We start from the raw sequence: 24,938 nt of genomic DNA, 5'->3' as shown, positions 1-24,938 counted from the left end.
CGAGGAATCTGGGACCGGTATGGCTCTTCTCCTGCGCTCACCACTTGGCGCGTGCCTGCTACTCGTATCCGCGATGACGGGCGTGATCAGCGTCGGATATCCCCTGGCGCTGAACTCAGCCGGCTTCGCCAAGGCGGACATCGCCCTGTTCTTCGTCATCAACTCCGTGATCGCCTTCACACTCGCGCTCTCCTCCAGCCGGCCTGCGGCACTCCGACACGCGTATCGGCTGCTGGTGCCCGCTCTGCTGATCGGGGCGTTGGGCGTCACCCTCGTCTGCACCGGCCACTCACTGCCTCTGGTCAGCCTCGGCGGTGCGCTGTCCATGGCAGCGGCTGTGTCTCTCCCGCTGATCCTGCGGCAGCTTCAGACGTCGCCAGCGGCCGCCGAACTGTCCGACTCCGTGCTCGCCGCCCGCACCCGCTGGATCGCCGTAGCGGGATACATCACGGGTGTCGCCGGTTTCGCCGGCTCCAGCTCCCTCACCGCATGGTGGCCTGGCTGGATACCCGTGGGCGCGGCCGTCCCGCTGCTGGCCGGCGCAGCTGTACTCGCAGCCGTCAGCAAGCGTGCCGTGACGGCGGCCACCCTCGCTGGTGCCACGGCTGGACGGACCTCCGTGGGCCGTCCCCCGGAGGACGTTGCCGGCCGGCTCGGGGCACGCCCTGCCCTGCTCCTCGGGGTGGCGGCGATCGTCCTGCTCAAGGCTGCCGACAGCCTGCGCCTCGTGTACCTGCCGCTGTTCGTCATCGCCTCCGGGTGGGACGAACGTCTCAACAGCCTTCTCTTCATGGCCACTGCCCTCGTCGAGCTCGCCATTCTGCCGTGGCTCGGCCGCTCCGGTGAGCGTCACCCCGCCGCGCGTCTGCTCGCCCTCGCGGCCCTTGGCGGCGCCGTGTCCTTCGCCCTCACCGCCGCCTGGGCCAGCTTCGGCTCCCTGCTGGCCTCCCAAGTGATCTACGCCGTCTTCGCCGCGGCGCTCCAGTCGCTCGGGATGGTGGTCCTCGCGGGTCTGATGAGGGGCGGTCTGCCCGCCGGCGCCGGCCTGTTCGCCGGTGTGATGCAACTCGGCTCCCTGGTGGGAATCCTCGCCCCGCTCACCGTTTCCGGCTACCGACCCGCCCTCTTCTGGATCGCGGTCGTCTTCTGCGCCGTCTCAGCCATCGTGTTGACGCTCCTGAGCCGGCTTACCAGTCCATCCGCCCCCTCATTACCCGGAGAGGTACCGATGACGATGTCCTCCACGAAGCTCCCAGCTGACGCTCGACGTCGACTGCACGACGAACCACAGACCACGCTCACACCCGACCTTCTGGTCCAGCCGGTTGATGTGGATCTCGCCCTCAGCGAAGGCGGCCGTTCACCCGTCGAAGGGTTGCCCGGCTGGCACAGCCACGGGGTGACCGCCGCCGTGGATCGCATACGGGAAGGCCACAGGCACGGCATCGGCGAGTTCGTCCTGCGTATCTCGGACACGAGCACCGACAGCAGACAGCGCTCCCTCTCCGCCCAGCTCGACCGGCACGCTTCCGCCGTCAGCCACCTCGTGCGGGAGGCGCCCCCGGGCATCCGCTGCACGGTCGATCCCTTCGCCCTCGCACTCAACCCCGACGGCACCTGGGGCCTGCGAGACGACACCGACGGCCTGGACGTACCAGCTACCTACGCGCTGCTGCGCGACACCGCCGCCGCTGTCGCCGAGGCCGGGGCTCACGGCATCGTGACCTTGGGCCGCCTGCCTCTGGAGGTGACGCACACCCGAGCGGGCATCACGTCGGTGAAGGGCCGCACACGCCTCTACTCGTTCTCGCAGAACAGTGAGACGAGCACGGCCTACGTCTATCTCGACGAAGACCACCGCGACACCGGGCAGAAGATCCTTCCCGGGAACCTGACGGAGATGACGCTGTGGTCACTGCTCGATGCCTTCCAAGGCACTGAGGTCTCGGTCACCAAGCCGCTGGAGAACTTCCACGCCACGCTCGACCTGGCCCGGCACATCCAGCACGAGGAACTCGTCGACCGACTGCTGAGCAGCCTCGACCCGACCGTGTCCGGCCTGCCGCCCCTCTCCGGCGACACGGCACGCTTGGTCGCCGAACTGCTGGACTCCCCGCAGACCGTGATGAAGTCACTCGAGCAGCTTGAGCTGTACGGCTACACCGTCTCGGGGACGACTCGCGCCTTGTCCGTCCTGGCCGCCGCCGACGGGCTGCGCCTGGCGAGGGCCCGCCTGGAGGAGTCCTGGCACAACTGGCTCGCCGCGGCCGGCCCCCAAGGCGGCCGCATCATCGACCGGAACGCCATCAGCTACCTCCAGGGTGGCCTGCTAGGGGCTGTCCCGTAATCCCTGGCGGGCGCACGACGACAGTTACGGCACCTCGCTGCGTTGCCGGAACGCCCGGATACGCCCAGTATGAGGACGCCCCTCCGCCTTGCGAAGCACCGCATCTGACGCCGCGCGCTGATCCACCAGGGACTACGGGACAGAACCCCCATGAAGCCCCTTCCCGGACGGAGCGCCCGGCGGCTCGTCGGCGCGGCGGCGCTCGCCGCCGCCCTGGCCGGGCCGTACGCCTCGCCGCTGTAGGTCGATCGGGTGAAGGGGGCTCGTACGGTCCCGGCTCCGGTGTCGTGCGTCGCGGCGCCGTACCGCCGTGTACGGGGCCTCAAAGCCCCTCGCCGCTCCCCACGGACACGCATGGTTCCGGAACAATCACAGCCGTTCCCTCGTTCTTACTGCTGCGTTAGCGTGCAGTAATGAGGTGTCGGCTTTGCCTGGGCATTACTGTAGTGGCGAGGCCGCGTCGTGCGGTCATGGAGGAGTGAGATGAGGAGCAGTAACCCGGTCTTCTCGCGACGGGGGTTCAGCCGCGACAACGGCAATGCCGGATTCAACACCGCGCAGCAGCCGCAGGCCGGGGCCCCACAGGCGACGAACCCGTATGCGAACAACCCGTACGCCCAGCCGCAGGCCGCGCCGGGCTTCCAGGGAGCGCCCCCGGCGGCTCCGCCGCACGCCGGGCGCATGACCATGGACGACGTGGTCGCCCGTACCGGCATGACCGTCGGCCTCGTCGTGGTCATGGCGGCCGTCGCCTGGATCACCGATCTTCCTCTGGGCCCGGCCATCGGCGCCGCCCTGGTGGCGATGGTGCTGGCGCTGGTGCAGGCATTCAAGCGCAAGGCCTCGCCGCCGCTGATCCTGGCCTACGCGGCGTTCGAGGGCCTCTTCCTCGGCGCCATCAGCAACTACGTCGACAGCCGTATCGCCGACGGCGCCGCGATGCAGGCCGTACTGGGCACGATGGCCGTCTTCACCGCGGTCCTCGTGATGTACAAGACGCGGATCATCCGGGTCACCCAGCGGTTCTACCGCTTCGTGCTGGCGGCGGCCATCGGCTTCGTCCTGCTGATGGGCGTGAACCTGCTGTTCGCCGTCCTCGGCGGCGGCGACGGCCTGGGCTTCCGCAGCGGCGCCATGGGCGTCCTCTTCGGCGTCATCGGCATCATCCTCGGCGCCTGCTTCCTCGCTCTCGACTTCAAGCAGGTCGAGGACGGCATCGCGTACGGCGCGCCGCGCGAGGAGTCCTGGATGGCGGCCTTCGGGCTGACCCTCACGCTGGTGTGGATCTACCTCGAGTTCCTCCGGCTCGTCGCGATTCTGCAGGGCGGCGACTGACCGGGACGGAGACTGGCTGACCGGCCCGGAGTCGGCTGACCGGCAAGAGAGGGACCCGCGAGGCACTTGCCTCGCGGGTCCTTTGCGTACGCCTCAACTGCTGTCTTGCGGCGTGTGTGTGTTGTGCGGTGTGTGCCCGCGGGTGCCCCGCATCTGCGGAGCTGCGGTCACAGGTGGCGCGCGGCGCGCCTCAGGTCGTACTCGTGAATGATCGCCTTCGCGTGCCCGTAGGAGAGCTCGTGCTCTCCGCGGAGCCAGCTCACCTTCTCCTCGAACCGGAAGAGGGCGGGCCCCTCATCGACAGTGCGAAGCCAGTCGGACACCTCACGACCGGTGCAGTGGGGGATTCTCGAGAGGAGGTTCTGATGGGTCTGGTCGGAGAAAGTCTGGGACATCGGCGCCTCCGGACGCTGGCTCAGGGAGTCCTTGACGCCACCGTGCCTGACTGTTGGGGCAATGGCAACCGCCCGGTGGCCCACGCTTACGGTCAGTCCGGCGGATCCTCTCAAAGACTCACCGGACAGGCCCTAGGCTTGCGGCATGCTCGACACCACCCCACTGACCGCCGGAGTGGACCGGCTCGCCGACCGCCTGCGCGCGACTCCCCAGAGCGCGCTGCGACGCGGCGCGGCGGCCGAAGGACTGGCCCTGGCCAGGGAACTGGCCCGGCGCGCGCAGCTTGCGGAGTTCCCGGGACGGGCGCCGTACGAACTGCCCGACGCCGGTCCCTTCGCCGTCGGGGACCAGCTTTCGGTTGCCGGGCACGATCTGGCACTTGCGCTCGCCGCTGCGGACGACGCCGCCGGGCTGGCCGACTCCGTGCGCCTGCTGCCCGGCGGCGCGGGGCCGGGCGTGGGGCCGGAGGCTACAGCGAGGCGATGATGCGGTCGGCGAGCGTGTAGACGCGCTCGTCACCGACGGCGAAGGTCAGCGAGTACGCCCCCGTGATGCCCGAGCCGCCCAGCAGCACCGGTGGCAGGCCCGCGGTCAGCGCGTCAGCGAGGTGCTGGGCCGTCTGGTGATGACCGGGCGACATGCAGAGGGTGGTGCCGTCCTCGAAGGCGTAGACGTCCGGCGTGCCCAGGGGCCCCGGGCGTACGTCGGCCAGCGGTGTACGGGCCTCCGCCAGCTCCGACAGCCGCCGCACCGTGCGTGCGTGGTCGGCCAGGACCGGACCGCCGGACAGCGCGGCGTAGCCGGCGGCGTCGGCGTGGTCCACCTTGTCGTGGGGATCGCCCGCGGCAGCCGGATCGGCCGGACCGACGGGGTCGCCGTTCAGATTGAAGTCGGGGTGTGAGGGGTGGCGGCGGCGTGCGGCTGCCAGTTCCGCGGCCTCGTGCTCCGGGCCGAACAGCCGCTCCGTGTCGCCGTCGCCCTCCTCGCGCGGCCCGGAGCCGTACGGCAGCTCGGCGCCGTACGCGAGACCGTCCTCCAGGGCCCCGCCGCAGTCGCCCTGCCCGCCCTGGCGCGGCACGAACGCCTCGCCCTGCAGCAGGCCGTGCAGGCCCTCCAGACCGTCCAGCCTGCCCTCCAGGAGCGCCTCCAGCAGGGCGGCGCCGTCCGGATCGGGAGCGTCGGAGACGAGCTCGTACTCCGTGCCGTGGCCCGCCAGCAGGGCGCCGCCCTCCGGTCCCGTGTCACGCGCTTCCTGCGCCGCCCAGAAGGCCCGTGCCTCGGCGAGCTCCCGCTCGCGCTCCTCGGCGAGCGCCTCGGTGACGGCGGCGCGGATCTCCTCGGCGGGGGTGCTGCGGGCGGCGGGGATCCGCTCCGAACCGGCGGCCGGGGTACGGGCGGCCTCGGCCCGCTCCAGCTGCGCGCGCACCGCACTCAGCTCACGGTGCAGCCCGCGTGCGGTGTGCAGGGCAGCGCCGCCCATGGCCGTGGCGACCGCCGCGGCCGACAGCAGAATGAGGGATATGGCGCTCACAGACGTACTCCCGGTTCTGGGAGCGGCCGGCAACGGGAGCGGTGTCGCGGCGGCCCGTGCTGACGCCCGGTCGCGCTGTCGTCGGTCGCCGACGCACCGCGTCGGCTCCGCCCGCCTCGCCGGACTCGGCCCGGACACCACTCCTTCTCGCACTCCGTGTGCCGGTCGCTCTGACTCGATCCCCCGAATTCCTACCGCAGTTTCGACGGCGGGACTTGATGACCGTAGTGCAAAACGCCATCAAGGGGGCACGCCGAAAGGCCCGGGTCTTCCGGCCATACCGCTGCGACCAGCAGGAATACCGCACCCCCAGGGGATATATCACATCCTGGGGGCGCTTCGGTCTCGAAGGTGTTGAGTTGGCGGGCGGGGAAACAATTCCGCCCAGTTCGATTCTGTCCGGGTTTCGTCCGGCGCTCGTCCGGGCGGCCGGGGCCGGGGCCGGGGCCGCGCTGGTCGGCTCGCTGGTCCGGCCCGTCCGTAGTTCAGCTGAGGCGCTCCAGGACCATCGCCATGCCCTGCCCGCCCCCGACGCACATCGTCTCCAGCCCGAACTGCTTGTCGTGCCACTGGAGGGAGTTGATCAGCGTCCCGGTGATGCGGGCGCCCGTCATCCCGAACGGGTGGCCGACGGCGATCGCGCCGCCGTTGACGTTGAGCCGGTCCAGATCGATCCCGAGGTCCTGGTAGGAGGGGATGACCTGGGCGGCGAAGGCCTCGTTGATCTCGACGAGATCGATGTCGCCGATCGACATCCCGGCTCGCGCCAGTGCCTGCCTGCTCGCCTCCACGGGGCCATAGCCCATGATCTCGGGGGAGAGCGCGGAGAGGCCGGTGGAGACGACCCGGGCCAGCGGCGTGATGCCCAGCTCACGCGCCTTGACATCGGACATGACCACCAGCGCGGCGGCGCCGTCGTTCAGCGGGCAGCAGTTGCCCGCCGTCACCCTGCCGTCCGGCCGGAAGACCGGCTTCAGGCCCTGCACGCCCTCCAGTGAGACGCCCGCGCGGGGGCCGTCGTCCTGGGAGACCACGGTGCCGTCCGGGAGGGTCACCGGGGTGATCTCGCGCTCCCAGAAGCCCTCCGCGATCGCCTTCTCGGCGAGGTTCTGCGACCGGACGCCGAACTCGTCCATCTCCTGCCGGGAGACGCCCTTGTGCCGGGCGAGATTCTCGGCGGTCTGCCCCATCGCGATGTACACGTCGGGCACCTCGTCCGCCCCGCGCGGGTCCGTCCAGCCCTCGCCGCCCTGCTCCGCACGCGTGGCCGTACGCGCCTCGGCATCGGCGAACAGCGGGTTGTGGGTGCCGGGCATGCCGTCCGAGGAGCCGTTGACGGCGCGCGAGACCATCTCCACCCCGGCCGACAGGAAGATGTCGCCCTCGCCCGCCCTGATCGCGTGCATCGCCATCCGGGTCGTCTGGAGCGAGGAGGAGCAGTAACGGGTGATGGTGCAGCCGGGAAGGTGGTCCATGCCCAGCTGCACGGCGACCACCCGGCCCAGGTTGTGGCCCTGCTCGCCGCCCGGCAGGCCGCAGCCCAGCATCAGGTCCTCGATCTTCGCGGGGTCCAGCTCCGGGACCTTCGCCAGCGCGGCCTTGATGATCTCGGTGGTGAGATCGTCCGGGCGCAGGTCCTTCAGCGATCCCTTGAAGGCACGTCCGATGGGCGAGCGGGCGGCAGAGACGATCACTGCTTCGGGCATCACGCGGCTCCGTGGGTGGCGAGGATGGCGTTGCGCGCCGTACGGATGCGGGGGTTGCACGGTGCGTTCTAGGAAGCTACCCACCCGTAGCCCACCCGTCACGGACGACGCGGTGTGATCCGGACCTCTTTTCTAAGCGCCCGCTTTGCCCTTCCGGCCCCCGCCGCGGCGCTGCCGCCCGCCCGGCAGCCGCCGGTGACGGCGCGCTTGGGGCAGCCATCTGGGCGCCACAGTGCGGGTCTTCCGGCCTCCGGGCGAGCCCGGCGCCACGACTCCACGCACAGGCGCAGCAGCCCGTCCGCGCCTGTGCGGGCGGTACGCCAGCGGGCGTCGGCGCCCGGCCCCGCATCGGCCTGCGGCCGACTGCTGGCCCAGAGCGGCCGCTCTGCCGCCCCTCCACGTGCTCCCGCTGCCACGACTGCCTGGGCGGCGGCGGGCGTAGGCGCCGCTGGGCGGGGGCGGCCGCAAGGGTGCCGCGCGCCGGTTGTGCAGCCTGCGCTGCTGGAGCACGGGGCACGGGGCACGGGGCGCCCACCCGTCCGGCGCGGTCGGGAGTACTGGGGCGGACAGGTCGCGCGCCCCCGTGTGGGACCGGGCGGTCGCCGCCGCACGAGTTCGCGCTGTCGCGCTGCCCCAACACGGGACATCGATACTTCGGGCCCGCAGCGTCGCTGACGCGCTGACGCGCTGACGCGCTGACGCGCTGACGCGCTGACGGGGCGCCCGGGGCACCCGCACCTCCGGCGTGGCCGGGGCCGGGGCGTGCAGGCCGGGATGTGTGGCCCGCAGCGTCGCTGCGCGCCGGCTCGCGATGCCAGGGCCGGGCGCCCGCGCCTACCGCGTGGTCGGGGGTACGGGGCGCGCAGGCTGCGCGCCCCGTGTGGGCCCGGCTCGGGGCGTCGCCGTGAGCGCCCCGCAGGGGTCAGTGGGCGTCGGCGTCCTGGCGGGGGGAAGGGTGAGGGTCGTCGTCCGGGGTGCCGGGGGTGGCGGGGCCGTCCTCCGGGGGGAAGCGGCGCCGTCTGCGGTGCTTGAGGAGGGCCCAGGGGCCGCGTACCGCCGTGACCTCCGTGCCGCCCTCGGCCGCCGCCTCGGCCGCCGCGCGGGCGACCGGCAGGATGCCCTCGCGGCGTGTCACGTCCGGCCGCTCGTCCTCCGACGGCCACAGGGCCAGCGTGGCGCACAGCGTGGGGAGCATCGCCATGGCGGCGGTGGCGTACCCCTCGGCGGACGGATGATAGTTGTCGGGGCCGAACAGTTCCTGCGGGTTCGCCGCGAACTCCGGCCCGAGCAGGTCGCCCACCGAGACCGTACGGCCGCCCTCCTCGACCACCGCGATCGTCTGGGCGGCGGCGAGCTGGCGGCTCAGCCGCCGCGCGATCCAGCGCAGCGGCTGCCCGACGGGCTCGATCGTGCCCAGGTCGGGGCAGGTGCCCACCACCACCTCACAGCCCGCCGTACGCAGCCGCGCGACGGCGTCGGAGAGCAGGCGTACGGAGCGGGCGGGCGGCATCCGGTGGGTGACGTCGTTCGCCCCGACCATGATCACGCAGACGTCGGGGGCGTGTGACAGGTCGCGTTCGCTCAGCAGCAGGGTGACCTGCCGCTCCAGTCCGTCCGACTGCGCACCGGGCACCGCGACGGTACGCAGTTCGACGGGGCGCTCGGCCACCGCCGCGAGGGCGGAGGCCAGCAGCCCGCCCGGCGTGTGCCGGGCGCGGTGCACGCCCTGCCCGGCTGCCGTGGAGTCGCCCAGCATCGCGAGCCGCAGGGGTCGCACGGGGCGGGAGCCCGGTCGGCCGCCGCCGCGCGGTTCGGTCATCTGGGCGAAGGCGCCGCCGTAGAGCCCGTCCGCCATCGGTGGCACGTCGTCGGAACCGCCGACCTTGCGCTTGGCGATCTGGACCTCGGTGAAGAGCAGGCCGACCGCCGCTCCACCGAGCAACCCGATACCTCCGCCGCCGTACGCGGCTGCGGTCGTGATCCGGCGTGCCACTCGGGCACTCGCCGCCTTCGACATCGGCATACGTCTGGTCCGCCTCCCGAAGAGCTTTCCGTACGGATAATGCCCTCTGTGTTGTTCTGTCCGGGCAACGTCTGTACGTCTGTGGAAATTCTGTCCTCAACACTGTGTTGCCCCGTGCGAGACGCTGCGCAACACCTCACTGGTGTGCGCATGTTGCGCAATATGGTGAACGCACGGGCCGGACGCGTCGGCGGACCGTCGCGTTCCCCCGGGGACGAATCCCGTAAACCCCCTGAAGCCCGTAAAAACCGGGAACTCGGAAACCCCGATTCCCTCCGGAAAGGTGTGGAGATACAGGTGCAGTATCACGAGTCGATGATCGAGCTTGTCGGCAACACTCCGCTGCTCAAACTGAACAGCGTGACGGAGGGTATCCAGGCCACCGTCCTGGCGAAGGTCGAGTACTTCAACCCCGGCGGTTCGGTGAAGGACCGGATCGCCCTGCGCATGATCGAGGAAGCGGAGCGGAGCGGCGCGCTTCGCCCCGGCGGCGTGATCATCGAGCCGACGTCCGGCAACACGGGGGTGGGGCTGGCCATCGTCGCCCAGCAGAAGGGCTACCACTGCGTCTTCGTCTGCCCGGACAAGGTCTCCACGGACAAGATCAACGTGCTGCGCGCGTACGGCGCGGAGGTCGTGGTCTGCCCGACGGCCGTCGACCCGGAGCACCCCGACTCGTACTACAACGTGTCCGACCGGCTGGTCCGCGAGACGCCGAACGCCTGGAAGCCGGACCAGTACAGCAACCCCGCCAACCCCCGCTCGCACTACGAGACGACCGGCCCCGAGCTGTGGGAGCAGACCGGCGGGCGGATCACCCACTTCGTCACGGGCATCGGCACCGGCGGCACGATCTCCGGCACCGGCCGCTACCTCAAGGAGGTCAGCGACGGACGGGTCCGCATCGTCGGCGCGGACCCGGAGGGCTCCGTCTACAGCGGCGGCTCCGGGCGCCCGTACCTCGTCGAGGGCGTCGGCGAGGACTTCTGGCCGGACGCCTACGACCGTGAGGTCACCGACGAGATCATCGCCGTCTCCGACAAGGACTCCTTCCAGATGACCCGCCGCCTCGCCAAGGAGGAGGGCCTGCTGGTCGGCGGCTCCTGCGGGATGGCGGTGGTCGGCGCGCTGAAGGCGGCCGCGCCGCTCGGCCCGGACGACGTGGTCGTCGTGCTGCTGCCGGACAGCGGTCGCGGCTATCTGAGCAAGATCTTCAACGACGACTGGATGAACGACTACGGCTTCCTGGAGGAGGGCGAGGCGACCGTCGTACGGGTGAGCGACGTGCTGCGGCACAAGGAGGGCCCGATGCCCTCCCTGGTCCACATGCACCCGGAGGAGACGGTCGGCGAGGCGATCGAGGTACTGCGCGAGTACGGCGTCTCGCAGATGCCGGTGGTCAAGCCGGGCGCGGGCCATCCGGACGTGATGGCTGCGGAGGTCATCGGCTCCGTCGTGGAGCGCGAGCTGCTGGACGCGCTCTTCGCCCAGCGCGCCTCGCTGACCGACCAGCTGGAGAAGCACATGAGCAGCCCGCTGCCGCACGTCGGCTCCGGCGAGTCGATCGGAGACCTGATGGCCGTCCTGCAGAGCGCGGACGCGACGCTGGTGCTGGAGGAAGGGAAGCCGACGGGTGTCCTGAGCCGCCAGGACCTGCTGACGTACATGGCCATCGAAACGCAGTAGCGGTCTGGGGCGGGACGGGCGGCTCGACGGCGAGCCGCCCGTCCTTCAGCTCCTCGGGGCGGAGCTTGAGTGCGCTCCGCACCGCTCACGTCCGGGTGGCAGTCCCGCACCCCGCCTTGCCGCCGTCCCGCATGCGGGCGTCCATCGAGGTGCTCCGGTCGTACGGGTCCACCTCGGAGCCGTTCCCCGAGCCCGCGGGAGCGCGCTCGTCGATGAACTCGGGGACGAAGTAGCCGGTGAAGGTGTCACAGCCCCCGTTGGTGGCGTCCTCCCGGTAGGAGACCAGCGAGAACGTGCCCGGCTGTGTGATCACCTTCGCCGGGTCGTCCCAGCTCATCACCACCTCGCGGCGCACGATGGTGCGCGCGACCTCGTCGCTTCCTCCCTCGGCGCGGACGACCGGATAGACGTACGTGACGTCGGTGACCACCTCGACCGCGCCGCGCTCGCCCTCCCGGAAGGTGATCCGTCCTCGCGTCTTGACCACGTCGCCGGCGAGCCGCACGTCCGAGGTGTCGAAACGGCTGAAGAGCAGGAGCGGATCGTCCTCCCGGCTGGGCGCGCGGAAGGCGGTCGCCAGATAGTCCTGGACGTCCTGCTGCTTCGGGTTGATCAACGCGATCGCCTTCTTGGGCCGCTCCCCGCGCAGCACACCGCGATCGAGGCTGGACGCGGCCAGGAAGTCCCGGCTCCGGGCCAGTGCCCGGGCGACCTCCGCCTTGCTCATCCAACCGGTGGCCCGTGCCGCGGGCACGTGGATTCCCTCCTCGCCGTCGCCCCAGCTCGCCGCCGGTGACCCCCTGAACGGCTCCTCCACCGTGGGCGGCAGCGCTGCCGCCTCCGACGCGGGCGGCTGCTTCGGAGGCGCCGACTCCGCGGCGAGCGGCTCACCTCCGCCCCCGCCGCCGAACCAGCCGGCCACCTGACCCGGGGCCAGCGCGACGATCAGCAGGCCGAGCGCGCCCAGCAGAGCGATCGCGGGCCAGACCCTTCTGCTGCGTCTTCGCTGCGGCGGCTGGTGGGTCCGCCACCCGGACGGCGGGGCGGGCTCCTCCCGCAGTCGCCGCGTCACCATCCGGGCCCGCGCCGACGGCTCCTTCGGCGCGTCCTTCGACCCGGCCTCGGCCTCGCGCAGGAAGCGCTCCCACTCCTCGTCCGGTATGGACTCGTCACGCTCCATGGTGTTCTCCCCGCCCTCTCACCCGCCCGGCTCCCCCCGGAGCCCTCATCGTCTGTATTTATCACACAGGTCAGAGGCCCCCGGAACGGACATCCAGGGGGTGGAGGTGAGTGTCCCCCAGGGGTGCTGATGGGCACCGCGGGCAGCTTCACGGCCCGCACGTTCTCACCGGGGGGGCGCCACCAGGGCCGGGGACGCTTCGGGACGGGCGGCTCGACCACGAGCCGCCCGTCCGTCAGCTCCGTGACCCGGCGGGTGAACCGCCGCCACTGGGCGCGGGAGAGGTTGTCCTCCACGCACACCCGGTTGATGCGGGTGCCGCCCTCGGGGCGCGGGGCTTCCGCGGCCTCGGGCATGGCGTCGATCCTCAACTGCTCGGCGCCCTGCCAGCAGACGCCCCGCGGCAGGGCGCCGATCTCGCTCCACGCCCACTTCTCGGTGCGCTGGATGGTGTAGTCGAAGACGGTCCGGGTGTCGTCCATGTACGCCCAGTACGAGGACGATCCTCCGCCTTGCGAGCGCACGCACCAGACGCCGCAAGCTGATCGACCGCCCATTCTGTTAGGGGCTCTTAGCGCGGAACCGGCACGGAGGCGGTCGTGTCGGGTGCGGACTCCGCGAGCGCCTCCGGCGCTTCCCGCTCTTCCGGCTCCTGCGCCGCCCCCGTGGGCGGCACGTGGCGGAGGGTGGTGAAGGCGAGGACGGCGAGGGCCGCCACCAGGATCGCGCTGATGAGGGCGACGACATTGAGGCCGGTGGCGAACGCCTCGCGGGCGGGGGTGAGGATCTGGTTGGCGAGGGAGGCGGGGAGGCCCTCCGTGGCGTCCAGGGCACGGGCCAGGGTGTCCTGGGTGGCGGTCTCGGCGGCGGCGGGGGTGTCGGCCGGCAGGCTGTCCGAGACGCCGTCGCGGTAGACGGTGGTGCCGATGCTGCCGAGGGCGGCGATGCCCAGCGCGAGACCGAACTCGCTGCTGGTCTCCTGAAGGGCTGAGGCCGCTCCTGCCTTTTCGTCCGGCGCGGACCCGACGATGAGGGAGACGCTGAGTGCCATCAGCGGGCCGATACCGGTGTAGACGAAGCTGAAGCCGATGACGACGTAGGCGAGTCCGTTGTCGCTGGGGTCGGCCAGGGTGAGGATGAGATAGCCCACGGCGGACAGGGCGAGGCCGATGCCGGTGACACTGCCGGGGCGGATGCGGCGGGCCGCGACCGGGGCGAGCATCGACATGACGATGAGCAGCGCGGCGGCGGGCAGCAGCCACAGCCCGGCGCGCAACGGGGAGAGTCCGGCGACCAGCTGCAGATACTGGGTGACGAACAGATAGATGCCGCCGATCGCGAAGGCGCCGAACAGCATCACACCCAGCGCGACGCTGAACGCGCGGCTGCGGAAGAGGCTCAGGTCCAGCATCGGCTCGGTCAGGCGCAGTTGGCGGCGGCCGAAGAGGATTCCGAAGGCCGCGCCGACGAGGAGAGCGGCCAGCGAAGCCGCCCCCGGGCCGTGCTTGGCGGTCTCCTTGATGCCGTAGACGACGGGCAGGATGGTGGCCAGCGAGAGGCCGACACTGATCAGGTCGAGGCGGCCCGCGTTCTCGTCCCTGTACTCGGGCAGCACCAGCGGGCCGGTGATCAGGAGCAGGGCCATCACCGGGAGGGCGAGCAGGAAGACCGAGCCCCACCAGAAGCGTTCCAGCATCGCGCCGCCGACCACCGGGCCCAGGGCGATGCCGAGCGAGAAGCTGGCAGCCCAGATTCCGAAGGCGCTTCCCCGTTGTCTGGGGTCCTGGAACATGTTGCTGATCAGGGCGAGCGTGGAGGGCATCAGCGTCGCGCCCGCGATGCCCAGCAGGGCTCGGGCGCCGATCAGCATCTCCGGGCTGTTCGCGTAGGCGGCGAGCACCGAGGCGACACCGAAGGCCAGGGCGCCGCCCAGCAGCAGCCTGCGGCGGCCGATGCGGTCGCCCAGGGTGCCCATGGTGACCAGGAAACCGGCGATCATGAACGCGTAGATGTCGATGATCCACAGCATCTGGGTGCTGCTCGGCGCCAGCGCCGCGCCCAGTTGGGGCACGGCCAGGTGCAGCAGTGTCACGTCCAGGGACAGCAGCATGCTGGGCAGCGCCAGCAGCGCCAGCCCGATCCATTCCCGCCGTCCGGCGCGCGTGCGCCCGGAGACGACCTGTGAAGACATGGGGGTGAACCTTCCGTTCGGATATCCGTTGGGCATTCAGGGGTGCTGCGGGTGCTGCGGATGCGGCCACGGCAGCGTCGCGGGGCCGCACCCGCGTACGGGAGGCAGGGGAGTAGAGGGGCCGGGGCGTATGGGCCGGGCGCGGGATCAGTGCGCGGCGCTGAGGCCCTGCGCGAAGCCGCCGTCGACGGGGAGTTCGACGTTTGTCGTGAAGGTCGCGTCGGCGGCCAGGAACAGCGCGGCGGCGGCGACCTCCTCGACCGTGCCGTTGCGCTTCAGCGGCGTCGTCTCGTCACCCTGCTTCTCGAACTCCCGGCGCTCCTCGTCCGTCAGTCCGGCGACGCCCATGGTGGGTGTCTTGATGAAGCCGGGGGCGACGGAGTTGACCCGGATCCCGCGCGGCAGGAACTCGGCGGCCAGGACATGGGCGAAGGCGCGGACCGCGTCCTTGGAGGCGGAGTAGGCGCTCATACCGGGGAAGACGTGATCGTTGGCGACGGTCGTGAAGACCAGCGCCCCGCCGTCGTTGATCAGCGGCGCCAGGCTCTGCACGGTGAAGAAGGTGCCCTTGGTGTTGATGTCGAAGTGCCGGTCCCAGGACCCCTCGGTGACGTCTTCGAGCGGCTCCAGTTCGGCGATTCCGTGATTGAGGAAGAGATAGTCGATGCGGCCGAGCTTCTTCTGTGTGAGATCGGCGAGAGCGGCGATGTCTGCCATGCTCGCGGCGTCGGAGCGCACCACGTGTGCCGCGCCGGACTTCAACTGCGACTGCGCCTCTTCGATCTTCCGCTCGTTACGGCCCGTGAAGACGACCTCGGCTCCGCCGTCCAGCAGCGCCTTGACGATCGCCAGGCCCATCCCGTGCGTACCGCCGGTGACGACCGCCTTCTTGCCCGTGAACCTGCTCATCGTTGTCTCCCTGCTCAGCCGTGCTGCGTCGGGCCGCGCCGCTGCTGCGCCGCGCCGTTCCCTGTTGACGAGGACGACTGTGCGCGGCGGCGCTTGCGGGCGGCTTTCGGTCCGCTTGCGGTGGCGGCTTCTCCCCGGCGGGCGGCTACCGTGGGTTCATGCGATACGGGGTGCTGGGGCCGTTGGCCGTGTGGACGGCGGACGGTGAACCGGTGGCGGTGCCGGAAGCGAAGGTCCGCGCCCTGCTGGCCGGTCTGCTGGTGACGCCGGGGCAGGTGGTCTCCTCCGACCGGCTGGTCGAGGACCTGTGGGGAGCCCGGCCGCCCGCCAACCCGGCGGGCGCGCTGCAGACCCGCGTGTCGCGGCTGCGGCGTGCCCTGGCACGGGCAGGGGGCGGAGCTGCGAGGAGCGGCGGAGCCGCCGGGAGTGGAGGGGGCGGCGGGGGAGACGGCGGCCGGGAGCTGGTGGTGCACCGTCCGCCGGGCTATCTGCTGCGGGTGGCGGACGACGCGGTGGACGCCGACCGGTTCGCCTCCCTGACGGCGCGGGCCCGGCAGGCCGACGCGCCCCGTGAGCGGGCCGCCCTGCTGACCGAAGCCCTGGAACTGTGGCGGGGCCCCGCCTTCGCCGACTTCGCCGACGAACCGTTCAGCCGCGCGGCGATCGTCCGGCTGGAGGAAACGCGCCTGCTGGCGCTGGAGGAACAAGCCGAAGCACGGCTTGAGTTGGGCGAGCACGGTCTGCTGGCCGGTGAACTGGGAGACTTGACGGAGCGTCACCCTCTGCGGGAGCGGCTGCGCGCAGCCCATATGCGTGCCCTCTACCGTGCCGGGCGCGCGAGCGAGGCCCTGGACAGCTACCACGCCCTGCGCCGCCGGCTGGACGAGGAGCTGGGGCTGGAGCCGAGCACCGGACTGGCCGCGTTGCAGCAGGCGATCCTCCGGCAGGACCCGGCGCTGCGGGCGGTAGGGCCGGTCGGCGCGGCGGGGGCCCCTGATGTGGCCGTGCCTGCCGCACCTGCCGCACCTGCCGTGCCTGCCGCACCTGCCGTGCCTGCCGCACCTGCCGTGCCTGCCGCACCTGCCGTGCCTGCCGCACCTGCCATGCCTGCCGTGTCTGCCATGTCTGCCGCACCGGCGGCTGACCGTGCCCGGCCGCGTACGAACCTGCCCACGCCCGTCACCGGGCTGATCGGACGTTCCGGGTCGGTCACCGAGGTGCGCTCACTGCTGGCTTCGTCCCGCCTGGTGACCCTGACCGGCCCCGGCGGGGTGGGTAAGACCCGGCTCGCCCTGGAGACCGCCGCCCAGCTCGCCGACTCCTTCGCGGACGGCGCGTGGCTGGTCGAGCTGGCGGCCCAGCCGCGCCCCGGCGCAGGCCCGGGTCCGGGTCCGGGCTCGGTGGAGAAGCTGGCCGAGGCGGTGGCCGCGACCCTGGGCATCCGGGACGACGCCGGCGGGGGCGCGGGGCCGTTGCCGCCGGGAAAGCCCCTCACCATGACCAGCCGGCTCGCCGAGGCCCTGCCCGGCAAGGAGTTGCTGCTGGTCCTGGACAACTGTGAGCACGTCATCGAATCGGCGGCGGCGCTGGCCGAGGCGCTGCTCCAGGCGGCGCCGGGCGTACGGTTGCTGGCCACCAGCCAGGAACCGCTGGACATTCCCGGCGAACAACTGTGGTCCGTACCCCCGTTGGACGTGCCCGAGCCGGCGGAAGCGGCGGAACCTGCGGACGGGACGGGCACGGCCGAGGCGCAGGCTGCGCTGCGGAGGTCGAGTGCCGTCCAGTTGTTCGTCGCCAGGGCCGTCGCGGCCTCGCCCGGTTTCGTACTCACCGACGACAACGCCCCGGCGGTCGCCGCGATCTGCCGCCGCCTGGACGGGATTCCGCTCGCCCTGGAGTTGGCCTCCAGTCGCGTACGCGCCCTGGGCGTACGGGAGTTGGCCGAGCGTCTGAACGACCGGTTCCGGCTGCTGACCGGCGGGCACCGCGGCGCACCGGCCCGGCAGCGCACCCTGCGCGCCATGATCGACTGGAGCTGGGAACTGCTGACAGCGGCCGAGCAGACCGTCCTGCGGAGGCTCGCGGTCCACTCCGACGGCTGCACCCTGGACGCCGCCGAGACGGTCTGCGCCGGGGACGGGGTGAAGCCCGCCCAGGTCATGGACCTGCTGAGCCGCCTGGTCGACCGTTCCCTGGTGGTGGTCGCGCATGGTCCCGACGGCCCCCGCTACCGGCTGCTGGAGTCCGTCGCCGCCTACTGCCTCGAACAACTGCGGGCCACCGAGCACCAGCAGATACGGCGCACCCACGCCGGTCACTACGCCGCGCTCGCGGAGCAGGCCGAGCCGTACCTGCGCGGCAGCGACCAGCAGCGCTGGCTAGGCCGCCTCGACGCCGAGGCGGCCAACATCCGCGGCGCTCTCGACTGGGCCGCCGCCGACGGCGACGCCCGGCTCGCGCGGCGGCTCGTCCACGCGATGTTCTGGTACTGGTACCTGCGCGGGCGGCTCGCCGAGGCGAAGCGCTCGCTGTCCCTGGCCCTGTCCGTACGCGCGGAAGGCGGCCCGGGTCCAGCTGTCGACTCCGCACCGGCCGAGGCCTGGCTGGCCGGGATGAGGATGCTCTCCGGCGACCGCGCCCCGGCGCGCGGCAGCCGCTCCCCGCTCCAGCTGTACGAGGCCGTCCGCGAACCTGCGCGGCACAGCACCAGAGCAGGCTGGTTCCTCGGCTTCGCCGTCAGCGGCTTCGGCGACCAGGCTGTCGGTGAGGAGCTGACAGACCGGGTGCTCGCGGACTTCCGGGCCCTGGACGACTCCTGGGGCATCGCCGCCGCCCTGGGCACCCGGGGCATGCAGCGACTCGTCCGCGGCGACCTGGAATCCGCCCGGCGCGACGCCGAGCAGAGCCTGGCGCTCTTCCGTACGGCCGGTGACCGGTGGGGCCAGCTGTACGCCATGGGAGTGCTCGGCACGCTGGCCGAGATCGCCGGCGACTACGCGGGTGCGGCCAAGTGGCACCAGGACAGCCTGTGCTTCGCCGAGGACCTCGGACTGTGGACGGCAGCCTCCACCCGGTGGTCCGAACTGGGCCGGATCGCGTTGCTGACCGGGGACCAAGAGCGGGCCGAGGAGTTCCACGAGCGGGCCCGCCGGCTGGCCGTGGAGCAGGGCGACAAACCCGCCGAGGAGTTCGCGGAGGTGGGGCTCGCCCTCGGCGCCCGGCGGCAGGGGCGGCTCGACTCGGCCGAGGCGTACCTGGGCAACTGGATCGAATGGAACCGTCAGTTCGACGCGGAGTACGGTACGGCGCTGATCCTGGCCGAACTCGGCTTCATCGCGGAACTGCGCGGCGACGCGGACGCGGCGCTGGCACGGCACCGGGAGGGGCTTACCGCCGCCCGGGACACCGGCGACCCCCGGGCGGTCGCGCTGGCCCTGGAGGGCCTGGCCGGTGCGCATGCCCTGGCGGGCAGCCACGAGCGCGCGGCGCGCCTGCTGGGCGCCGCCACCGAGGCGCGCGCCTCGGTGGGCGCGCCGCTGCCTCCGGCGGAACGCGCCGACGTGGACCGCGCGACCGCAGCCGCACGCGCGGGCCTGGGCCCCGCCGCGTTCGACACGGCGTTCGCGCGCGGCGGCGAGCTGGACCCGGCGACAGAGCCGGCGCCGTGACGGCGGAAGCGCCGGCAACACGGGCGCCGTCAGGCGCTGGAAGGTGATCTGGGTCTGCGTTCATGCCTAGCCCAGCGCTGCTGCCTGATCGTGAAGGGCTTGGATGAGCGTCATGACCTGAGGGTGGTCGCGGCGGCGGCCGATCGTGGCGACGCCGATGTGCCGGGCCGGAGATGGCGGCTTGACCGGGACGTTGTGCAGGCCCGGCACGGCCGGAGCCAGCGCGATGGAGGGGATCAGGGAGATCCCCATGCCTGCGGCGACGAGCGAGCGGGCGAAGAAGTAGTCCGTGGTCGTGCCGCGCACCTCGGGGGTGAAGCCCGCGCGCTCGGAGTAGCGCCGCAGGTACGCCTCCGTCTTGCGGCAGCCGAGCACCCAGGGTTCGGTCGCCAGTTCGGCGATGTCCAGTGCATCGCGCCTGGCCAGTGGATGCCCTTGGGGCAGGACGACATGCAACGGATCCTTCATGAGCGCGGTCCATTTCAGGCTGGAGCTCTGAAGGGTCCCCACGGGCAGCGGTCCGTCGAAGTGATAGGCGAGCGCGAGGTCCACGGCGCCCTGGCGGACCAGCGGCAGACTGTCCTCCGGCTCACCCTCCCTGACGTGGAGCACGGTGTCGGGATGGGCTGCCGTGAGCCGGGCGAGGGCGCCGGGCAGCAGCAGCCTGCCGCCGCTGGTGAAGGTGGCGACGGTCAGCTGGGTGCGGCCCGCGCTGAGCCCGTCCACCTGCTGCTTCGCGTGGGCGAGTTCGGCGGCGACGGACTCGGCGGCCCCGACCATGATCTGGCCCGCCTGGGTGAGAGTCACTCCGCGGGTGCTGCGCGCCACGACCTGGGTGCCGAGGCTGCGCTCCAGGGTGGCCACATGCTGGGAGACGGCGGAGGGGGTGAGGCGGAGAGCGGCGGCCGCCCGGCTGAAGCTGCCGTGCTCCGCCACCGCCCGCAGGACGCGAAGCCGCTGCATATCGATCAACAGTTTCCCTTAACACGCTTCCAGTAAGTCGGCACTTCTGCTGTTGACCGTAGCTGTCCAGGATGGAGGCATGAAAGAGATCTGCGTCATCGGCGGCAGCCGGTACTTCGGAAAGCTCCTGGTCCAGCGTTTGCAGGCAGCCGGGCACCACGTCACTGTGATCAACCGCGGCTCCACCGCGCCACCGCCCGGCGTCGAGCACCTCATCGTCGACCGGAACGACGAGACCGCTCTCCGCGCCGCGCTCGGCTCCCGCACCTTCGACGTGGTCGTCGACCAGGTCTGCTACACCCCCGTGCAGGCCGCAATCGCCGCCCGCGCCTTCCGCGGCCGTACCCGTCGCTACGTGATGACGTCCACGATCGAGGTGTACAACCCGGAGACCGCTGGGCTGCGCTCCCTCCCGCAGGGCACTCCGGTGCCGGAGGAGACGGTGGACCCGGCCACCTGGGTGGTGGGGAGTGACCTCCCCTGGCATGACGACGCGTACCTGGAGGCGCACTACGCCGAGGGCAAGCGCCAGGCGGAGGCCGTCTTCACCCGGGAGGGCGGGTTCGCTTTCGCCTCCGTGCGCAGCGCACACGTGCTCGGCGGCGGCGTGCAGGAGTTCACCGGTCGGCTGGCGTACTACAGCGAGCGCATCGCCCAGGGCACGGAGATCGCTGTGCACGCCGAGCCACTTCCGTCGGTCTTCATCCACTACGAGGAGCTGGCGGACCTGCTGCTGTGGGCGGCGACGGGCACCGACCTCACGGGGCCGGTCAACGCCTGCTCAGACGGGCTGCTCGACGTACACGACCTGGCAGCCGTGATCGCCGCGCGGACGGGCCGTGACCCGGTGTACCGCGTCGTCGCCGCCGGGGAAGCAGCCTCGCCGTTCTCCTTCGACCGCCACTACGCCATGAGCAACGCCCGCGCGAAAGAGTCGGGTTTCTCCTTCTCCCGCACCACCGACTGGCTGCCCGGCGTCATCACCGAAGCCCTCGCCGTATCCGCCGACACCGCCACCTGAACTGCGGTCTGAACCGCCGTCTGAACTGCCGCCTGAAGGAAGAGACCGCCATGCGGAACCGCACCCTCAAAGACACCACCGTCAGCGCCGTCGGACTGGGCGCCATGCCGCTGTCCATCGAGCACCGCCCGGACGAGCAGCGGGCCATCGCTACGATCCACGCCGCCCTCGACGCGGGCGTCACCCTCATCGACACCGCCGACAGCTACCACTGGTACGCCGACGAGGCCGGCCACAACGAGCTCCTCATCGCCCGTGCGCTGGCTCGCTACGGCGGCGACACCTCCGGCGTCCTCGTCGCCACCAAGGGCGGCCGCGGCCGCCCCGGCGACGGCAGCTGGACCGTCACCGGCACCCCCGCCCATCTCAAGCGCGCCGCCGAAGCCTCCCTGAAGCGACTCGGCGTCGAGGCCATCGGGCTGTACCAGCTGCACAAGCCGGACCCGGCCGTGCCTTGGGCGGAGTCCGTCGGCGCCCTGCGCGAACTGCTCGACACCGGCACGATCCGCGCCGCCGGGATTTCCAACGCGGATACCGCCCAGATCCTCGAGGCGCACGCGATCCTGGGCGACGGGCTCGTCTCCGTGCAGAACCAGTACTCGCCCGCCGTGCGCGACAGCGAGCCCGAGCTGCGGCTGTGCACCCGGCTTGGCCTGGCCTTCCTGCCCTGGAGTCCACTGGGCGGCATATCCCGCAGCTCCCTCGACGGCCCTTCCGGCGCCCTGTCCGCAGGCACCGCCTTCCACCGCATCGCGGCCGAACACGGCGTCAGCCCGCAGCGGGTTGCTCTGGCCTGGCTGCTCAGCCGCTCCCCGACGGTGATCCCGCTGCCGGGCGCCAGCCGCCCGGCTTCTGTCCAGGACTCCGCCCAGGCCACTGAACTCAGCCTGAACGAGGCGGAACTGACAGAGCTTCAGGAAGCGCTGCCGGTCAACGCGGCAGGCGGGCGAGCGTACCTGCCTTGACCTGCTGAAGCAGGTTCCGCAGCGCGGCCGGGGTGGCGGTGAGCGCACGGGCGGGGTCGTCGCTGCAGTTCCCCTGCGATCCGCGCGGACCGCGCATCGCGCGTCTCACGCTGCTTCGATCTTGGCCGGTCGACGTTTGACCGGGAAACCGGGGTGGGGGTGGGGATTCCGTCGACAGACGCTAATCCCAGTCGGAGGTGGACTTGTCGCGGCGGTCGCGGTCGGCGCCGGTCTCGAACCAGGAGCGGCTGGCCTGGAGGCCGTTGACGGCGACGATGCCGCCCCAGCAGACCAGGAGACCGGGAAGGCCCGTGTTCACCGCCGCGATGGCGGAGAGCGGGATCGCCAGTACGAGGGAGGCCACTGCCAGGCCCAGCCGGGCGCCCAGGCCCTCCGGGTAGGTGTGCGACTGGTGCCCCTGCTGTCCCTGCTGTGCACGCGGGCTGTTGCCCGTGCTGCCTCTTGCCACCACCATCTGCTGCTCCGCGAGTTGTCGTCGTACGCGCCGGTCGACGGAGGAGTCGAGCTTCTCCAGAAAGGACTCGACGAGCTCCGACTCGTACTCAGGCCCGAGCTCCTTGCGCGTCTGCAAGGTCGCGTCGAGTTCCTTCTTCAGCTCAGGGTCACGGGCGTCCATGCGCACCAAGGTACGGAATTTCGGGCGGGGCGTGCAGTGGGGGTAACCCCCCAATCAGGACGCAGGACGCAGGACGCAGGCACAGCAGGCGCAGCAGGCGCAGCAGGCGCAGCAGGCGAGCGGCGTCAGGTGTCGTCGTCCACCTGTTCGTGCGGGCCGAGGTACTCGTACGTGCCGTCGCGTACCCGGTAGAGGAACTGGGTGCCGGTGTGTCCCAGGCTGTGGGTGGTGCCGGGGACGTACCGCAGGGTCTTGGCCAATCCGTCGTGGCGGGCGGCGAGGATCTGCCGGGTGACCGGTGCCCGGGAGATGTCGGTCAGGTCGTCCACCGCGCCCAGGCCGCGGGCGAGGAGCCCGACCGCGTCGTACGCCTCGGCGGCCCAGCGGCCGGGCTCCGCCTTGAAGCGGGCCCGGTGGGCCTTGCGGAAGGCGGCGATCCGGGAGTCGTCCGCCCGGGGGTCGACGTACGGGGCGCTGAACCACCAGCCCTCCGCAGCCCCGCCCGCCTCCTTCAGGAACGCCGGGGTCATCACCGGCTGAAAGGACACGCGTGCTCCGGTAAACCCCTCCTGGGCGAGCGCACGGGCGCAGCGGGCCGCGCGCAGGGGTGAGACACCGCTGTAGACGACCGCCTGCGGCTTCGGCCTTGCGGCGAGCGCCTGCCGGACGGCGCCGCGCACGTCGTCGTCGCCGGCGGGCAGGGTGTGGACGGTCGTCGTGCCCTCGCTCGGCGGGAGCTCGCGGAGTGTGGTCGTCCAGTCCCAGCCCAGGTCTCCGGCCTCGCGGTCGTCGATGACGGCGGTGCGGGTGACCTCGCGCACGCGCGTCAGGTAGTCGATGAACGCCGTCGTGAGGGCCGCGTCGCTCGCCCGGGTGACGAGCAGGTTGGTCAGCCTCGTGGAGGACACCTCGTCGCTGTCGGGGACGTTGACCAGCACCATCGCCATCCGGGCCTTCTCGTACAGCGGGCCCGCAGCATGGGCCGCCGCTGTGCTGGTCGGTCCGATGACCGCGCGGATCGCCGGGTCCGCGATCACCTTGCGGGCCGTCTCCTCGGCACGCTCGGTGTCGCCCCGGTCGTCGAAGGTCTCCAGGGCGAGCGTGAAGCGCGACTTCCGGCGGGAGTTGTGTGCCTCGACGGCGAGACGGATGCCGCGTTCCTGCGCCTGCCCGACTGCCTTGCCCTTGCCGGACAGGTCCGCGTGGTAGCCGACGGTCAGCACCGGGCGCGGTCCGGCGCCGGTACCGGTACCGCCCGCCGTGGCGTCTCCGGGCCGGGTGGCGAGGTAGGCGGTGATGCCGCCGACGAGGGCCACGGCCCCGGCGGCGCCCGCGGCGAGCAACTGGCGGCGGCTCGGCGTAGCGCCGCCGTCCGCCTCCGGGACGGGTGGCTCGGGCCGGCGGGGCTCGGGCGGCGGCGGGTCGAGGGCGCCGCTCGACCGTGCAGCCACCAGGCGGACAACGGAGGGCGGGAGCCAGGCTCCGTCCCTTGCCTGAGGGCCGGGGCCGGTGTCGGTGTCGGGGTCGGTACGGGCATCGGAATCGGGCAGCAGCGTCTCCCGGAGGTCGGCCGCCGAAGGCCGCTCGCCGGGCTCCTTGGCCAGACACCCGAGGACGATCCCGCTCAGTCCCTCCGGGAGCCCGGCGGTGTCGGGTGGCTCGTGGACCGTACGGAAGAGCACCGCCGCGAGCTCGCCCGTGCCGAAGGGGCGGCGCCCCGACGCGGCGTACGCCAGCACGCACCCGAGCCCGAACACGTCCGAGGCCGGTCCCACCTCGTCACCCGTGGCCCGGGTCTGTTCGGGAGCGAGGTATCCCGGTGTGCCCACGACCGCGTCGGTCAGGGTGAGGGCGGACGGTCCGGCCGACCGGGCGATGCCGAAGTCGATGAGCCGTGGTCCGTCGAGCGCGAGCAGTACGTTGCCCGGCTTGACGTCCCGGTGCACCAGCCCGGCCGCGTGGACGTCGGCGAGCGCCGAGGCGAGCCGCGCGCCGAGCAGCCGTACGCTCCGCTCCGGCAGCGCCCCGTGCGCCCGCACCGCCTCGGCCAGTGACGGGCCGGGGACGTAGGAGGTGGCCAGCCACGGTTCCTCCGCTTCGGCGTCGGCGGAGGTGACGGGCACCAGCCACGGCCCGGTGAGGTCCCGGGCGATCTCGGCTTCGCGCCGGAAGCGGGCGCGGAACTGCGCGTCGGCCGCGTGTTCCGCGCGGATCACCTTCAGCGCGACGACGGCCCCGCCGCTGGAGCGGGCCAGATAGACCACGCCCATGCCGCCCGCGCCCAGCCGCGCCAGCAGCCGGTGCCCTCCCACCTCTTCGGGATCGACTGCCCGCAGTGCCCGCACGCCCCGCCTCCGCCCTCTTTCCCACGGTCTCCCTC

18 protein-coding genes are annotated in these 24,938 nt (G+C 72.0%); 8 read left to right on the top strand and 10 right to left on the bottom strand.

Annotation, left to right across the window (positions count from 1 at the left end; translation table 11 throughout):
- Nucleotides 1-19: 19 nt before the first annotated feature.
- Nucleotides 20-2,347 (top strand): porphobilinogen synthase, encoded by a 2,328-nt coding sequence (locus tag LHJ74_RS27955; RefSeq protein WP_260220301.1) that lies wholly within the window; start codon nucleotides 20-22, stop codon nucleotides 2,345-2,347.
- A 483-nt stretch (nucleotides 2,348-2,830) separates the two neighbouring features.
- On the top strand, nucleotides 2,831-3,682 hold the full coding sequence (locus LHJ74_RS27950) for a Bax inhibitor-1/YccA family protein (protein ID WP_260220300.1): 852 nt from the start codon (nucleotides 2,831-2,833) through the stop codon (nucleotides 3,680-3,682).
- A gap of 167 nt (nucleotides 3,683-3,849) precedes the next feature.
- Here LHJ74_RS27950 and LHJ74_RS27945 read toward each other — a convergent pair whose 3' ends face one another.
- Nucleotides 3,850-4,077 (bottom strand): DUF4287 domain-containing protein, encoded by a 228-nt coding sequence (locus tag LHJ74_RS27945; RefSeq protein WP_260220299.1) that lies wholly within the window; start codon nucleotides 4,075-4,077, stop codon nucleotides 3,850-3,852.
- A 145-nt stretch (nucleotides 4,078-4,222) separates the two neighbouring features.
- On the opposite strand from LHJ74_RS27945, the gene LHJ74_RS27940 reads away from it, so the two are divergent.
- The gene (locus LHJ74_RS27940) at nucleotides 4,223-4,564 is read left to right on the top strand and encodes a hypothetical protein (RefSeq protein ID WP_260220298.1); all 342 of its coding nucleotides are present in this window, start codon (nucleotides 4,223-4,225) and stop codon (nucleotides 4,562-4,564) included.
- Here the strand turns inward: LHJ74_RS27940 and LHJ74_RS27935 are convergent.
- From LHJ74_RS27935 to LHJ74_RS27925, 3 genes are all read right to left on the bottom strand, one after another.
- The gene (locus tag LHJ74_RS27935) at nucleotides 4,548-5,609 is read right to left on the bottom strand and encodes a hypothetical protein (RefSeq protein WP_260220297.1); all 1,062 of its coding nucleotides are present in this window, start codon (nucleotides 5,607-5,609) and stop codon (nucleotides 4,548-4,550) included. The two genes, LHJ74_RS27940 and LHJ74_RS27935, sit on opposite strands and share 17 nt — an antisense overlap.
- A gap of 485 nt (nucleotides 5,610-6,094) precedes the next feature.
- The gene (locus LHJ74_RS27930) at nucleotides 6,095-7,315 is read right to left on the bottom strand and encodes an acetyl-CoA C-acetyltransferase (RefSeq protein WP_260220296.1); all 1,221 of its coding nucleotides are present in this window, start codon (nucleotides 7,313-7,315) and stop codon (nucleotides 6,095-6,097) included.
- A 922-nt stretch (nucleotides 7,316-8,237) separates the two neighbouring features.
- Nucleotides 8,238-9,338: an SGNH/GDSL hydrolase family protein gene (locus LHJ74_RS27925; RefSeq protein ID WP_260220295.1), complete on the bottom strand. Its 1,101-nt coding sequence runs from the start codon at nucleotides 9,336-9,338 to the stop codon at nucleotides 8,238-8,240.
- Nucleotides 9,339-9,635: 297 nt separating this feature from the next.
- On the opposite strand from LHJ74_RS27925, the gene LHJ74_RS27920 reads away from it, so the two are divergent.
- Nucleotides 9,636-11,024, top strand: a complete 1,389-nt coding sequence (locus tag LHJ74_RS27920) for a cystathionine beta-synthase (protein WP_260220294.1) — start codon at nucleotides 9,636-9,638, stop codon at nucleotides 11,022-11,024.
- Between the two features lie 85 nt (nucleotides 11,025-11,109).
- On the opposite strand, the gene LHJ74_RS27915 is transcribed toward LHJ74_RS27920, so the two are convergent.
- The gene (locus LHJ74_RS27915) at nucleotides 11,110-12,204 is read right to left on the bottom strand and encodes a hypothetical protein (protein ID WP_260220293.1); all 1,095 of its coding nucleotides are present in this window, start codon (nucleotides 12,202-12,204) and stop codon (nucleotides 11,110-11,112) included.
- A gap of 129 nt (nucleotides 12,205-12,333) precedes the next feature.
- Here LHJ74_RS27915 and LHJ74_RS27910 point away from each other — a divergent pair, with 129 nt between their 5' ends.
- Nucleotides 12,334-12,660 (top strand): hypothetical protein, encoded by a 327-nt coding sequence (locus LHJ74_RS27910; protein WP_260220292.1) that lies wholly within the window; start codon nucleotides 12,334-12,336, stop codon nucleotides 12,658-12,660.
- A 115-nt stretch (nucleotides 12,661-12,775) separates the two neighbouring features.
- Here the strand turns inward: LHJ74_RS27910 and LHJ74_RS27905 are convergent, their stop codons facing one another.
- Together LHJ74_RS27905 and LHJ74_RS27900 are read right to left on the bottom strand one after the other, a co-directional pair.
- A complete protein-coding gene (locus LHJ74_RS27905; RefSeq protein WP_260220291.1) occupies nucleotides 12,776-14,395 on the bottom strand; it encodes an MFS transporter in 1,620 nt (539 codons plus the stop codon).
- Nucleotides 14,396-14,542: 147 nt separating this feature from the next.
- The gene (locus LHJ74_RS27900; protein ID WP_260220289.1) at nucleotides 14,543-15,304 is read right to left on the bottom strand and encodes an SDR family oxidoreductase; all 762 of its coding nucleotides are present in this window, start codon (nucleotides 15,302-15,304) and stop codon (nucleotides 14,543-14,545) included.
- Between the two features lie 158 nt (nucleotides 15,305-15,462).
- Here LHJ74_RS27900 and LHJ74_RS27895 point away from each other — a divergent pair, with 158 nt between their 5' ends.
- On the top strand, nucleotides 15,463-18,972 hold the full coding sequence (locus LHJ74_RS27895; protein WP_260220288.1) for an AfsR/SARP family transcriptional regulator: 3,510 nt from the start codon (nucleotides 15,463-15,465) through the stop codon (nucleotides 18,970-18,972).
- Between the two features lie 66 nt (nucleotides 18,973-19,038).
- Here LHJ74_RS27895 and LHJ74_RS27890 read toward each other — a convergent pair whose 3' ends face one another.
- Nucleotides 19,039-19,935, bottom strand: coding sequence for a LysR family transcriptional regulator (locus LHJ74_RS27890; RefSeq protein WP_260220548.1), 897 nt, complete (start codon nucleotides 19,933-19,935; stop codon nucleotides 19,039-19,041).
- Nucleotides 19,936-20,014: 79 nt separating this feature from the next.
- On the opposite strand from LHJ74_RS27890, the gene LHJ74_RS27885 reads away from it, so the two are divergent.
- The gene (locus LHJ74_RS27885; protein ID WP_260220287.1) at nucleotides 20,015-20,956 is read left to right on the top strand and encodes an NAD-dependent epimerase/dehydratase family protein; all 942 of its coding nucleotides are present in this window, start codon (nucleotides 20,015-20,017) and stop codon (nucleotides 20,954-20,956) included.
- 50 nt (nucleotides 20,957-21,006) lie between these two features.
- On the top strand, nucleotides 21,007-21,921 hold the full coding sequence (locus tag LHJ74_RS27880; protein ID WP_260220286.1) for an aldo/keto reductase: 915 nt from the start codon (nucleotides 21,007-21,009) through the stop codon (nucleotides 21,919-21,921).
- A gap of 181 nt (nucleotides 21,922-22,102) precedes the next feature.
- On the opposite strand, the gene LHJ74_RS27875 is transcribed toward LHJ74_RS27880, so the two are convergent.
- Both LHJ74_RS27875 and LHJ74_RS27870 read right to left on the bottom strand, forming a co-directional pair.
- The gene (locus LHJ74_RS27875) at nucleotides 22,103-22,558 is read right to left on the bottom strand and encodes a hypothetical protein (protein WP_260221047.1); all 456 of its coding nucleotides are present in this window, start codon (nucleotides 22,556-22,558) and stop codon (nucleotides 22,103-22,105) included.
- Nucleotides 22,559-22,683: 125 nt separating this feature from the next.
- Nucleotides 22,684-24,903 carry a bifunctional serine/threonine-protein kinase/ABC transporter substrate-binding protein gene (locus LHJ74_RS27870; RefSeq protein WP_260221046.1) on the bottom strand — a complete coding sequence of 740 codons (2,220 nt, stop codon included), beginning with the start codon at nucleotides 24,901-24,903 and terminating at the stop codon, nucleotides 22,684-22,686.
- Nucleotides 24,904-24,938 lie beyond the last annotated feature (35 nt).

Source organism: Streptomyces gossypii, from assembly GCF_025165795.1.
Taxonomy (GTDB): Bacteria; Actinomycetota; Actinomycetes; order Streptomycetales; family Streptomycetaceae; genus Streptomyces; species Streptomyces gossypii.
The sequence above is the reverse complement of the archived record's forward strand: the minus strand, read 5'-3'. Positions and strand labels throughout refer to the sequence as shown.

What these genes read in the sequence shown, in the direction of transcription:
- LHJ74_RS27945 (WP_260220299.1), bottom strand. Translation starts at nt 4,077, where the DNA reads ATGTCCCAGACTTTCTCCGACCAGACCCATCAGAACCTCCTCTCGAGA.
- LHJ74_RS27930 (WP_260220296.1), bottom strand. Translation starts at nt 7,315, where the DNA reads ATGCCCGAAGCAGTGATCGTCTCTGCCGCCCGCTCGCCCATCGGACGT.
- LHJ74_RS27940 (WP_260220298.1), top strand. Translation starts at nt 4,223, where the DNA reads ATGCTCGACACCACCCCACTGACCGCCGGAGTGGACCGGCTCGCCGAC.
- LHJ74_RS27900 (WP_260220289.1), bottom strand. Translation starts at nt 15,304, where the DNA reads ATGAGCAGGTTCACGGGCAAGAAGGCGGTCGTCACCGGCGGTACGCAC.
- LHJ74_RS27950 (WP_260220300.1), top strand. Translation starts at nt 2,831, where the DNA reads ATGAGGAGCAGTAACCCGGTCTTCTCGCGACGGGGGTTCAGCCGCGAC.
- LHJ74_RS27955 (WP_260220301.1), top strand. Translation starts at nt 20, where the DNA reads ATGGCTCTTCTCCTGCGCTCACCACTTGGCGCGTGCCTGCTACTCGTA.
- LHJ74_RS27925 (WP_260220295.1), bottom strand. Translation starts at nt 9,338, where the DNA reads ATGCCGATGTCGAAGGCGGCGAGTGCCCGAGTGGCACGCCGGATCACG.
- LHJ74_RS27875 (WP_260221047.1), bottom strand. Translation starts at nt 22,558, where the DNA reads ATGGACGCCCGTGACCCTGAGCTGAAGAAGGAACTCGACGCGACCTTG.
- LHJ74_RS27880 (WP_260220286.1), top strand. Translation starts at nt 21,007, where the DNA reads ATGCGGAACCGCACCCTCAAAGACACCACCGTCAGCGCCGTCGGACTG.
- LHJ74_RS27895 (WP_260220288.1), top strand. Translation starts at nt 15,463, where the DNA reads ATGCGATACGGGGTGCTGGGGCCGTTGGCCGTGTGGACGGCGGACGGT.
- LHJ74_RS27915 (WP_260220293.1), bottom strand. Translation starts at nt 12,204, where the DNA reads ATGGAGCGTGACGAGTCCATACCGGACGAGGAGTGGGAGCGCTTCCTG.
- LHJ74_RS27910 (WP_260220292.1), top strand. Translation starts at nt 12,334, where the DNA reads ATGGGCACCGCGGGCAGCTTCACGGCCCGCACGTTCTCACCGGGGGGG.
- LHJ74_RS27905 (WP_260220291.1), bottom strand. Translation starts at nt 14,395, where the DNA reads ATGTCTTCACAGGTCGTCTCCGGGCGCACGCGCGCCGGACGGCGGGAA.
- LHJ74_RS27890 (WP_260220548.1), bottom strand. Translation starts at nt 19,935, where the DNA reads ATGCAGCGGCTTCGCGTCCTGCGGGCGGTGGCGGAGCACGGCAGCTTC.
- LHJ74_RS27885 (WP_260220287.1), top strand. Translation starts at nt 20,015, where the DNA reads ATGAAAGAGATCTGCGTCATCGGCGGCAGCCGGTACTTCGGAAAGCTC.